1 protein-coding gene is annotated in these 13,713 nt (G+C 68.5%); it reads left to right on the forward strand.

The window, feature by feature from the left end; all coding sequences use genetic code 11:
• Positions 1-170: 170 nt before the first annotated feature.
• The coding region (locus VM94_RS08845) for a filamentous haemagglutinin family protein (protein ID WP_082127637.1) at positions 171-13,713 on the forward strand (13,543 nt) is incomplete at its 3' end.

Below are 13,713 nucleotides of genomic sequence, written 5' to 3' on the forward strand. Positions count from 1 at the left end.
CCGAGGCGATCAGCCAATTATGACATTTTCATGACCTTTTGCAGTCCCGGACCTTGTTCCCTGTCAATGCTGCTGGAAGCCGCGAATCAGTGCCTGCCGCCCGCCCCGTGCGTGCCGCGCGCCGCCTCGCGATATCGGTCAGCAACGGAACATGAAAAGGGAATGTCGCCATGCAGCGAAGCAAGTCGGTCACGAAACACGCATCCTCCTCCGCCATGGCGGGCAGCCACAACGGGCGTCCGGTGCGCTTGAAACCGCTGGCGCTGGCCATCGCCATGCTGCTGCAGGCGGGTGGCGCGCAGGCGCAGCAGCCGTTCAGCGGCGCCTGGTTCGCGGGCAAGGGCGCGCAGCAGGGCACGGCCACCGCCACGGGACGCTTGCCGAATGGCCAGCCGGCCACCTCGCTGAACAACCCTTTGCTGCAGCAGCAAAAGGCCGAAGGCAAGCTGCAGCAATCGCTGAACAACCTCTTGCTGGCCGCGCGCGGCATCGCCGCCGAACAGGCGGTGCAGGCGGCCGCGCGCCAGGCGGCGCTGGCGGCCGGCGGCGCGCCCGACGGCCTCGTCAAGGGCGGCTTGCAGGTCGACAGTAACAGCCTGACGGCGGGCTGGCTCAACGCCCAGGCGCCCGTGCAGACCCAGGCCGATGGCAAGACCGTCGTGAAGGTCGCGCAGACGGATGACAAGGCAATCCTGAACTGGGAAAGTTTTAACGTCGGCAAGAACACCACCTTGCAGTTCGACCAGAAATCGCACTGGTCCGTGTTGAACCGCGTCAACGATCCGCTGGCGCCCCCCAGCCAGATCCAGGGCCAGATCAAGGCCGACGGCACGGTGATGATCGTCAACCGCAACGGCATCGTGTTTACGGGCAGCAGCCAGGTCGATACGCGCAACCTGGCCGCCGCCGCCATGGGCATGAGCGACAGCCAGTTCAAGAGCGGCCTGTACGGCAAGACGCAGGGCACGGGCGCCGTGCCGACCTTCGCGAACGATTTGTTGCTGGGCCAGAATACCTTTACGCATGCTGCGGCCGAAGCGGACGTCGTCGTTGCCGCCGGCGCGCGCATCGACACGCGCAAGCCGCAGACGGTGACGGAAGGCGGCGGCTATGTGCTGCTGGCCGGCCGCGCCGTCGAGAATGCGGGCGCCATCACCACGCCGAACGGCCAGACCACCCTGGCGGCCGGCGACGCCATCGCCGTGCGCCAGGGCATGGGCACGGACAAGAACCAGTATTCGAGCACGCGCGGCAATGAAGTCGAGATGCTGCGCGTGGCTGGCAGCAGCGCCGGCAGCGTCGTCAACAACGGCCTGATCCAGGCGGCCACTGGCGACATCACGCTCAGCGGCAACAGCGTGCGCCAGGATGGCGTGCTGTTGTCGAGCACGACCGTCAATGGCCGCGGCACGATCCACCTGGCGGCGGCGGGCGAGAATGCCGCCGTCACCCTGGCGCGCGGCAGCGTGAGCGCCATCGTCATCGACGACAACGGCGCCACGGCGCTCGACGTGCAGCGCGATACCTTGCTGAAAGACACGGGCAAGGGAACGGACACGCCGCAGGACCGGCGCGACCAGTCGCTGGTGCGCATCGTTTCCGCCGGCAACATCGAGTTCGAAGGCGATTCGCTGACCCTGGCCACGGGCGGCCAGGTGCTGGCCGATGCGGCCCGCCGCAGCCACGTGGCGCGCGGCGCGGCCATCGACGTCTCGGGCGCCGTCGGCGTGAAGGTCGACATGAGCAGCAACAATGTGCTGATCAACGTGCAGGGCAACGAGCAGCGCGACGCGCCAGGCAGCCGCGACGCCAAATACCTGAACAACAGCGATGTGTGGGTCGACCGCCGCGACCTGGTGCTGGTGCCGGCCGGCACCAACGGCTACGCCACGGACCGCTGGTACACGGCGGGCGGCTTGCTGGAAGTGAGCGGCTACCTGAACACCAGCGGCCACGGCATCGGCGAATGGGCGGCCCAGGGCGGCAATGTCGGCTTTGGCGGCGGCGAAGTGGTGACGCAGGCCGGTTCGCGCATCAACATCGCCGGCGGTTCGCTGGACGTGCAGACGGGCATGGTCAAGCAGACGTGGCTGAAGGGCGCCGATGGCGTGATGTACAAGCTCAGCACCGCCCCTGGCGACAATCTGTACACGGGCTTGTATCGCGGCTATGAAAGCACGCATGCGCGCTGGGGTGCCAACACGACGGAAACCCATGCGAATGCCTTGATCGGTCCCCGCGAGCGCCTGGAAAACGGCTATACGGTGGGCCGCGATGCGGGCCGCCTGATCGTTTCCACGGGCGCCGCCGTGCTCGAAGGCGATGTCGACACGTCCGTGTTCCAGGGCGAACGCCAGCAGCGCAAGCGCGATGACGGCATCGATAGCTACAAGCAGGCGCAGACGTCGGCCGCACGTGCCGGTCAATTGATCGTCGGAAAAATGACGCCCGTCTTCGATCCGAAGGCGGGCCAGTTGCGCGACAGCCCGCAAGCCGTGCTGGAAAGCGTCGAGATCGGCAAGGTGGCGCCCGTCGCCGATGGCCAGCTGCTCACTGAAGCCTTGCCGGCCGCGCGCAGCAAGACCTTGCAGCTCGATGCGGACTGGCTCAATGGCCTGGAATTGGGCGCCCTGAATATCTACGCCTACGACAAGCTCGACGTCAACGCCGACGTGCGCGTGGCCGATGGCGGCGACATCGCCCTGCACGCCACCGACGTGGCCATCAAGGCGAACGTGAGCGCGCGCAGCGGCAGCATCGCCGCCGGCAATATGGTCTCGCGCTACCAGGCGAACGGGGGCGCCGTGTGGATCGATGGGCCCGTGTCGCCGGAAGGGCGCGCCACTGGCCCGGCAGGCGTGCGCGTGGCGCCCGGCGTGCGTCTCGATGCGCGGGGGCTGTGGAGCAACCTGGAGCTGGACCCGGGCGCGGTCGCCGGCCTGCCGTACGTGAATGGCGGCAAGGTCACGTTGAAGAGTTCGGGCGACATCGAGCTGGCCGGCGGCAGCGTCATCGACGTCTCGTCGGGCGCGGCCTTGATGAGCAATGGCAGCCTGCAGGGCGGGCGCGGCGGGGACATTACCCTGGCCGTTGACTTGCCACGCGAAAAAACGCCGACGGGCGCCGTGCTCAAGCTTGACGGCGAGTTGCGCGGCCACGGCGTGAAGGGCGGCGGGCACCTGACGATCGACAGCGGCACGGCCGTCAGCATCGGCGGCAAGCTGCAGGACGGCGACGTGCTGCCAGGAGGAAGCAACGCTCCCGTCGGCTTGCGCCTGGCCGATGAATTTTTGATTGCCAAGGGCGAGAAGATTCCCTTTGATTTCGCGCTCAGCACCAGCGTGATCAAGCCGGGCCAGACCTTGAGCATGCCCGTGACGGCGGACGTGTCGACGCAGAAACCGCTGGTCGTGGGGGACAATGTGCTGGTGCCGCCGGGCGCGAGCTTCTTCATCAACGGCACGGCGTACGTCCAGGGCGGTTCCATCGTTCCCGCCGGCAGCGTGGTGACGGCCATCAATGGCCTTACTACGGGTTTCGTGGTGTCGGCGGCGGCTTTTCCGAACGGCTTGCCCATCGTGCCGATCACGACGCAGTATGCGGCCGGCAGCATCGCCGCTGACGACGTGCGCGCGCCGCGCGGCGTGCTGCTGCCGACCGGCACCATGCTGGGGCGCGACGTTGCCGTGCAGCCCATGCTGGCGCTGGACGCCAGCCTGTTCCAGAGCGGCTTTGCCGACTACGCCGTCACGGGCCGCGACGGCGTCGTGGTGGTCAAGGATGCGCATATCGATGTGAAGATGCCCGTGCTGCGCTTCAATCCCGCCACCGGCCACACGGTGGCGGGCGGCACCGATCCAGGCGCCGCGCTGGAAGTGTGGACGCCGGAGCTGTACCAGGAAGATGCGCGCAAGGGCCGCCTGACGCAGCGCGCCGGCGCCGACCTGACGCTGACGGCCGGCAGCCCGTACGTGAAGGGCTCCCTGGCGGTGGCGCAAGGCGCCGTCGTCACGGTCGATCCGGGCCGCCAGATCAGCATGACGAGCAATGGCCAGGTCAGCATCGATGGCCGCCTCGACGCCTGGGGCGGCAAGATCGCCGTGCTGCCCGGCACCTTGGGTACGGGCAGCGATGCCGATGTGCCGAACGGCAAGGGACAAGCCACGTCGATCTGGATCGGCGAACACGCCGTGCTCGACGTCGCCGGCCGCGCCACCGTCGCCACCGACATGCGGGGCGGCCGTTATGGCCGCGCCGACAAGGGCGGCAGCATCGAAATCGGCGCCCGCTACAAGGCCGACGCGGCCAGCGTCGACGCGGCCGACGCCTTTGTCGTCGTGCGTCCGGGCGCGCTGCTCGACGCCAGCGGGGCGCAAGCCACGCTGGACTTGCCGAACCAGGGCGCCGTCAACGTGGCCGGCAGCGGCGGCTTGATTTCGCTCAGTTCGTACAACGGCATCTTTGCCGATGGCACCATGCGCGCGGTGGCCGGTGGCGCCGGGGCCGCCGGTGGCACCCTGGCGCTGGCGCTGGACACGCCCAATTACGGCCAGGTGAACCGCCAGACGCTGGAAGGCGATAGCGTCGACAATGCGGTGCGGGTACCGCGCGAATTCGTGTTGGCGCAAGTGCAGGGCGACAGCGTCTTGCCGGTCGATTTGCGCGCCGGCCAGCAGGATGAGGCCTTGCGCTACGGCAGTGCGCGCCTGGGCGCCGACCGCGTGAAGGCCGGCGGCTTCGATAACCTGGCCATGCATGTGAACGGCATGCTCAGCGTCGATGGCGACGTCAACCTGGCGCTGGGCCAGAGCCTGCGCCTGAGCGCCAGTTCGCTGGGTCTGACGCAGCCGAAGCCGCAGACGCCACAGTCCGATGCGGATGGCCAGGACAAGGTGCCTAATCTTGCCAGCCAGGTGCACCTGGCGGCGCCGTATGTGCGCCTGGGAACGGCCGCGCGCGCGCAGAAAGACAATTACATCGTGCCCAATGCCGTGAAGGGCTCGAAAAATTCTGGCAAGGGGCGCGGCATGCTGGGTGTGCCGCTGGTGGCCGACGGATCCCTGCTGCAGATCGATGCGGGCATGCTCGACCTCGCGGGCGAGGTCAACATGGGCACGCGCGGCGAGATCGTGCAGAGCAGCGGCACGCCGCTGGCCGTCGAACGCGATGCCTTCGAACAGCTGACCCTGAACAGCCGCGGCGACTTGCGCATGTCGAACAACGCCGCCCTGTACCAGCCGGGCAACGCCACCCTGGTCGCCGCGCAAATCTATCCGGCCACGGGCGACAGCGGCATGGTCACGGTGGGCCAGAGCAGCCGGGTCGATGAATACGGCAATATCCGCGTCACGCTCGATCCGCTGCGCACGCTCACTGTCGAGCGCAGCGCCGGCAGCGCCACGCCGAACCAGCCGTTTTCCGTGTTCGGCAGCCTGAGCCTCATTGCGCCCACCATCAACCAGCATGGCGTGCTGCGCGCGCCGCTGGGCCAGATCACCCTGGGCGCGGAAGGCTTTGAAGCCAACACGGGCCATGTCAATCTGTTGCCGGGCAGCCTGACGTCCGTCAGCGCGAAAGGCTTGACGATGCCGTACGGCGGCACGCTCGATGGCCTCAGCTACCTGTATGACGGCAACGACGTCGTCTTCAAGGGCGTGGGCAACGGCCCCGAGATCGCCTTGACGGGTGCCACCGTCGACGTGCAAGCCGGCGCCGTGCTCGACCTGTCGGGCGGCGGCACCTTGACGGGCGCGGCCTTCCTGGGCGGACGGGGCGGCTCCACCGATGCGCGCCTCAATCCGCTGGTGCAGATGAAGCCGAATGGCGGTTTTACCTTGCCCGGCCTGAATACCAATCCCGTGTACGCCATCATTCCCGGCGTGCAGCCGGACGTGGCGCCTTTGACGGCCGAACAGGGCGCGGGCAAGCCTGCCGTGGGACGCCAGATCACCATCGCCGCGGGCGTGCCTGGCCTGGCGGCCGGCACCTACACCTTGCTGCCATCGAATTTCGCCTTGCTGCCGGGCGCCTTCCGCGTGGAGCTGAATGGCCTGGCCGGCGCCGTCGAGGCGGGCGGCATGGTGGCCATGCGCAATGGTTCATACGCGACGGCGGCGCAGACGGGTATCGCCGGCACGGCCATCCGCGACGCCGTGCCGGGCCAGGCCATCCTCACGCCGGCCGACGTGCTGCGTACCTACTCGCAATACAATGAAACGGGCTATGCAGCCTTTGCCGTGGCGCAAGCCACGCGCGACGGCGTGCCGCGCGCCACGCTGGAACGCGACGCCAAGGGCGTGCGGGTGCAATTGATCGCCCCGTCCCTGCACAGCGTCGAAAATAACCACACGCCATTGATGATGGATGGCAGCGCCCTGTACACGCCGGCCGAGGGCGGCTTTGGCGGCTCGCTGCTGCTGGGCACGGGTGGCCATGCGGGTACCCGCTATCAAGTGCTGGCCGACGGCACGGCAGCGCAGGCGGACTTCGATGGCGTCTCCGTGCACGCTTCGCAGATCAACGCCTTTGGCGCCCAGCGCCTGGGCATCGGCGGCTTGCCGCGCGTCACCTACAGCGATTTCGCCACAGGTACCAATCAGCGCGCCAATATCGCCGCCATCAACGAATCGGCGGGCGGCATCGTGCTGCGCGAGGGCGCCGTGCTGAAGGCGGCCGAAGTGTTCCTGGTGACCACGAAAACCGACGACGGCATCTTCCTCGAGCAAGGTTCCGGCATCAATACGCTGGGCCGCGGCAAGGCGGCCTGGGACTCGCGCGACGGCTTTGTGTACCAGCCGATGGGCAGCGTGCTCGCCGTCTCGAACGGCTGGCTCGACATGCTGCCGGCCGTGCGCACGCCGTTCGATTCGGGTGGCCCCGGCATCATCGACATCGGCACGTGCGCCAAGGCGGGCGGCGCCTGCACGGGCACCACCTCGCTGTATTCGGAAGGCACCATCGCCGCCGTCACGGAGCGCGCATTTACCCTGCGCGACAACGTGCGCTACGGCACGCGCAACCTGGTGCTGGGGATGGGGGCGATCAATATCGGCAGCGCGGCTGCGCTGGCGGACGCCAGCGCCCGTGGCGCTTTGCCGGACGGCCTGGCGCTGAACCAGGACGTGCTCGACCGCCTGCTGCGCGGCGATACGAGCACGGGCGCACCGGCGCTGGAAAGCCTGGGTTTGACGGCGCGTAATTCCTTCAATTTCTACGATTCGTCGCAGCTGTCGACCATCGATGCGGCGACGGGCAAGTCGTCGCTGTCGCGCCTGGTGCTCAACACGCCCGCCATCTACGGCTATGGCGGCACGGACGCGTTGGCGCGCATCCACACGGACACCCTCGTATGGCAGGGCGCGACGAATGCGCCCGGCGCCGTCGTTGCCAACGGCCCCGGCACGGGCAGCGGCCGCTTGCAGATCGACGCCAGGCGCATCGAGTTCGGCTTCACGCCGGACAGCCGTCCCGACACCATCCATAACCTCGACCGTCTGATGCTGGGCTTCGGCCAGGTGGCGCTCAATGCCAGCGAACAGCTGACGGCCAACAACAAGGGCAGCCTGTCCGTCTACCAGTCGCAAAGCGCGTGGGATACGGCCACCAATGGCTACCGCTACAGCGCCGGCGATCTGCTGATCAACACGCCGCTGCTGACGGGCGCGGCCGGTTCCGTCAACCGCATCACGGCGGGCGGCGACCTCAAGGTGAGCGCGCCGGCCGGCGCTACCCCCACCACATCGACGAACGCGGCGCTGGCCGGCGCCCTGGGCGCCGAAGTGGCGCTGAACGGCAACAGCGTCAGCGTGGATACGTCCGTGGTTCTGCCAAGCGGAAAGCTGACCCTGTCGGCCGAACGCGATGTGCTGCTGGGCGACAAGGCCAAGCTGGACCTGGCGGGCCGCAAGATCGATTTCTACGACACCAGCAAGTACAGCTGGGGCGGCGACGTGATCCTCGACAGCCGCGCAGGCGACGTGCGCCAGGCGGGCGCTTCCGTGATCGACCTGTCGGCCGTGAATAACCGCGCCGGCAAGCTGAGCGTGATCGCCACAGGCGACGCGGCGGGCACGGCCGACTTGCGCGGCAGCTTGCTGGGCGGCGCCAGCGGCCATTATGACGCGGGCGGTACCCTGGTGCCCTACGCGGCCGGCGGCGTGGAGGTGCGGGCCCAGCAGATCGGCGACTTCGCCGGCCTCAACCAGCGCCTGAACACGGGCAAGGTGTTCGGCAGCCGCAGCTTCCAGCTCAAGCAGGGCAATTTGACCATCGGCGACGAGGTCAAGGCGCGCGAAGTGAGCGTCTCCGTCGATGGCGGCAGCTTGACGGTGAGCGGCCGCATCGATGCCAGCGGCGAACAGGTGGGCAGCATCCGCCTGGCCGGGCGCGACGGCGTCACCATCCAATCGGGCGCCGTGCTCGACGCGCATGGCACGGTGCTGCGCACGGACAGCTATGGCCAGGTGATCGAGGCGCCGAACCGCGCCGTCATTGAGCTCGCCGCGCCTGGCGGCCGCCTGAGCCTGGAAAACGGCGCGCGTTTCGACCTGCGCAGCGGCGACAAGGGCGGCAACTACGGCAGCATCGACCTGAACGCGCGCCGCCTGGGCGGCGCCACGGGCGACGATATCGATATCGATGCGGCTGGCGCGCTGAACATCGCCGGCGCGCGCACCATCAACGTCAACGCCTTCTGGCAATACAAGGATGCCCCGGCCGGTACCGGCAAGGATGCGGACGGCCGCAGCTACCAGGGCATCAACCAGGCTTATCTGGACGAGAAACACGGGGACAGCCAGGTCTTCATGACCCACGCGCTGGCCAACGGCAACTTGATGGACAGCAAATTGCGCGGCTTGCGTGGCGACGCCAATGCTTTCCACCTGCGCCCTGGCGTCGAGATCGTCAGTGCCACGCCGGGCGGCGACCTGCACATCGATGGCGACATCGACCTGTCGGGCCACCGCTACGACGGCGTCAATCCGCTGGCGCGCCTGAGCGGCGTCTACGGCTCGGGCGAGGCGGGCGCGCTGGTCGTGCGCGCCGGTGGCAAGCTCAGCGTCTTTGGCAGCATCACGGATGGCTTCGATACCCGCACCTTGCCCGTCACGTCGGACGACAAGGGCTGGCAACTGGTGAAGGGCCGCTTGCCATGGGGCGGCGAGGTCGTCGTGCCGCAAGCGGGCCTCGTGACCCTGGCGGAAGACACGTATTTCAAATCGGGCACGAGCGTCAATTTCGCCGTGCCGATGAAAGCCATGCAGCTGCGCGGCGGCACCTTGCTGGCGGCGCGCGCCACCTTGACGGCGGAATTGAACCTGCCGGCCGGCAGCGTGCTGGGCGGCGCCGTGCGCGATGCCGACGGCACGGTGCTGTACGCGGCCGGCACGGTCTTGCCGAAGGCGCTGACCTTATCGAGCGGCATGCAGCTCGATCCCGGCCTGCGCCTGCCCGGCGCGGCCAGCGTGGCGGCCATGCTGTGGCCGGCGAACGTGGCCTTGCCTTTCCCGGAAGGCAAGCCGCGGGACACGGGCGATAGCGTCAATCCCGTCAACGGCGTGGTGCTGGCGGCGGCGCTGGCGCTGGACAAGGGCAGCGTGCTGCCGGCCGGCACGCTGGTCAAGCTGCCGGACGACGCGACCGTGGTGGCGTTGCGCGCCGAGGATGGCGCGGGCAGCCAGGGCCGCAACCTGGCGTTGGCGCCCATGCTGGCCCAGGGTTCGCAAGCGTGGTCGCTGCGCCTGGTGGGCGGCGCCGATACGGCCGCCGCCGATACGCGCGCGCTGCGGCCGCATGCGAAGGATGCCCATCTGATGCTGGCCGATACGCATTACGGTATGGGGGAACGGACGTCGATCAAGCCGGGCACGGGCTTGCCGGGCAAATATATCTACAGCGCAGAAGCCATCGAGATGGGATTTCCGGAAGGCGAGGTCAACGTCGATGACTTGGGCGGCGAGCAATTCATGCTGGAATACTACGCCAATCTGGTGGTCAAGATTGCCGACGGCACGCCACCCGAAATGGTGACCAACGTGGAACCGGCGCGCCAGCCCCTGTTCAGCGTGCTGCGCACGGGCACGGGCGACCTCGACTTGCTCGCCGCCGGCGATTTCGACATGCGTTCGCTGTATGGCGTCTACACGGCGGGCACGCAGTCGGCCTCGCCGCTGGTCGATGGCAAGGATCTGTTCAACCTGCCGCGCGGCTTGAACGCCAAGGGCAAGCTGCTTGGCGCGCTGGGCGACGACAAGTTGACGCGTTTCGTTGATGGCGGCAGCGAGAGCCTGTACCGCGCCTGGTATCCGGAGCACGGCGGCAACCTGCTGCTGCGCGCCCAGGGCGATGTCAAGGGCGACACCATTGGGACGGCCACCACCCAGCGCGAGGATGCCATCGGTACCCTGAGCGCGCAGCAGGATACCAGCGACATCGGCGCCTGGCTGTGGCGCCAGGGCAGCGGCAGCACGGGCGCGGGCGTGCCGACGGCGTGGTGGATTAACTTCGGCACCTATGTCGCGCGTCCCGAAGGCTACGATCTGTTTTCGGGCGTTCCGGTGGTATCGGGCTTTACGGGCATCGGCACCCTCGGCGGCGGCAACGTGCTGCTGCAGGCGGGCGGCAACGCCGGCATGCTGACGTCGCGCGCCGATCCGGGCGGCGTGTTCGCGCCGCGCAGCCAGGGCCTGAACGTGGCCGTGGGCAGCACGGGCAGGGTGACGCCGGACGGCAAGCTGCTGCTGACGGGCGGTGGCGACCTCGATATCCGCATCGGCGGCGGGCTCAACCCTGTCGCCGAGGTGCGCAGCTTCGATGCCAACAGCGACGCCCCGAATGCCGACACGCGCTTCGAGCGCCAGTATCCGACGCTCAACAGCACCTTCACGAATCTGCGCGGCGCGCTGCGCATGGAGGCGGGTGCCGTGGGTGGCGTCGAACTGCGCTTCGACCGCGCCGATCCGAAGGAATCGCGGCCGTATGAAACCTATACGGCGGGCACGGCCATTGCCAGCGGCGGACCGATCCTCGTGCCGGGCGACAGCGGCGTGCGCATCGATGCGCGCGGCGACCTGGTGCTGGGCGGCACGGCCGATGCGGGCCGCGTCAAGCAGTTGACCAATGGCTCGCCGTTCAACTACCAGGGCGTGGAGCGCCAGGGCGAAGGCTGGAGCTGGTTCTCGCTGTGGACGCCGGCCACCGCCATCGACCTGTTCAGCGCCGGCGGCAATCTGACGCCGACGTCCGCCTGGATCCAATCGGAGATGGGCGATAACCACGCGCCAACGGATGCACGTTTCGTCATGCCATCCGTGCTGCGCGCCGTGGCCGCCAGCGGCAGCCTGTACTACGGCAATGCCAGCCTGGGCAGGCTGGGCGAGGGCGGCAAGGTCGACATGCCGCAAAACGGCGTGATCCTGGCGCCGTCGCCGGTGGCGCCGCAATTTGTCAGGACGGGCACGGGCCAGCTGGAAATGCTGGCGGCCGACTCCATCCATGCGGCCGGCTATCCGATCACGCCATCGGGCGCCGATCCGCGCCTGTTGCCAAGTCCGTTCAACCCGGGCTTCGTCGGCGCCCTGGACCCGGTCTGGTTCGGTCTGCTGCCCTTGCATAACGTCAGCGCCAACGGGCTGGCGCCCGGTGCGCTGAAATGGTTCGGCTCGTCGTCGAATGGCGCCAGCGACGGCTCGCAGCAACTGTATCCGCTGTTCAGCATGACGGCGCCGACGGTGTCGGACTACGTGCCGGTGGGCCAGCTGCCCGCGCATTTCTATGCCAACAGCGGCGACATCGTCGGCCTGCGCACGGGCGGCATCGTGTACCGGGGAACACTGAAGGGCGAAACGGGCCCGCTGGGCGTGTGGTACGAGGGTGCTGGCGCCGTGGCCGTGCGCGCCGGGCGCGACATCGTCAATTCCGGCACGCCGCTCGGCAGCGTCGAAGGCGTGCCGGAAGGCGCGGCAGGATGGACCAGCCTGGGCTATGTCGGCCGGCCCGATTATCCGGACAAGCCGGTCGTCTCCGGCGTCTCGTCCGCGCGCGGCAACCTGTTCGTGCACCGCCATGCCGACGACGTTTCCGTCGTCAGCGCCGGCCGCGACATCCGCTACAGCACCTTCTATGTGGCGGGACCGGGCCAGCTGAACGTGAGCGCCGGGCGCGACCTGTATATGGCCGACAAGGCGGAATTGCGCAGCCTCGGTGCCATCGTCAACACGGGCCCCGGCGAGCGCGGCAATGGCGCCGGCATCAGCGTGGCGGCCGGCGTGGGCCGCAATGGTCCCGACTATGCGGCTTTCGCGGCGCGCTACCTGGACCCGGCCAAGCTGGCCGATCCGGCCAAGCCGCTGGCCGACCAGGCCGGCAGCGCCGTGTACGTCTACGGCGGCAAGCTGACCCTGGCTGACTGGCTGCGCGGCCAGTTCGCCTACAGCGGCGACGAGGCGGGCGCGTCCGCCTTCCTCGGCACGAAACAGGCGGAACTGGAAAAGGCCGGTCAGGCCACGGGCGCAGTGCGGCGCGACCTGGCGCGCGAGTATGCGCAGGTCAGCCAGCTGCACCTGGTGAACTGGCTGACGACGCGCTTTGGCGGCGACAGCGGCCTGGGCATCCGCTACGACCCGGCCACCGATGCGCGCAGCTTCTTTGCCGCCCTGCCGAAGGAACAGCAGCAGGTCTACCTGAGCAATGTCTACTTTGCCGAACTGAAGGCGGCCGGGCGCGAGTACAACGATCCGGACGGCATGCGCCGCGGCAGCTACCTGCGCGGCCGCGAAGCCATCGCCACCCTGTTCCCGGCGCAGGACAAGGCGGGCCAGAAGATCGAGTACAAGGGCGACCTGACGATGTTCAGCAGCGCGCTGTACACGGTCAACGACTACGACGGCGTTTATACCAAGCGGCCGGTCGCGGGCGTGCGCTACCTGAGCCCGCAGGAGTGGGCCGAGGCGGGCCATCCGACCGTCAATGTGCCGCACGTGATCGTCAACGACGCGGGCATCCACACGGATGTGGGCGGCGATATCGGCATCACGGTGCCGGGCGGGCGCGCGCTGATCGGCGTCGATGGCGGCTATGCGCCGGGCGAAGGTTCTGGCGTGCTGACGCAGGGTGCGGGCGAGATCCAGATGTATGCAAAGGACAGCATCCTGCTGGGCCAGAGCCGCATCTTCACCACCTTCGGCGGCAACATCCTGGCCTGGTCGGCCACGGGCGACATCAATGCGGGCCGTGGCACCAAGTCCACCGTCGTCTACACGCCGCAGCGCCGCACCTACGACAGCATCGGCCTCGTCAGCCTGTCGCCGAGCACGCCGGCCACGGGTGCCGGCATCGCCACCCTGAACCCGATCCCGGAGGTGCCGCCCGGCGACATCGACCTGATCGCCCCGCTGGGCAGCATTGACGCGGGCGAGGCGGGCATCCGCGTCTCGGGCAATGTCAACCTGGCGGCCTTGCAGGTGATCAATGCGGAAAACGTCCAGGTGCAGGGCAAGTCGACGGGTCTGCCCGTGATCGCCACCGTGAACGTGGGCGCGCTCAGCAATGCCAGCGCGGCCGCCACGCAAGCCGTCACGGCGGCGCAAGACGTGCTGCAGCGCGAACGGGCCGCCACGCGCCAGGCGCTGCCGTCGCTGTTCACGGTGAAGGTGCTGGGCTTTGGCAACGAGCAGGCGGACGAAGCCGGTGCCGGCAAGCACCAGGGCGGCGAGC

The organism is Janthinobacterium sp. KBS0711 (assembly GCF_000988085.1).
GTDB classification, from domain to species: Bacteria; Pseudomonadota; Gammaproteobacteria; order Burkholderiales; family Burkholderiaceae_D; genus Janthinobacterium; species Janthinobacterium lividum_E.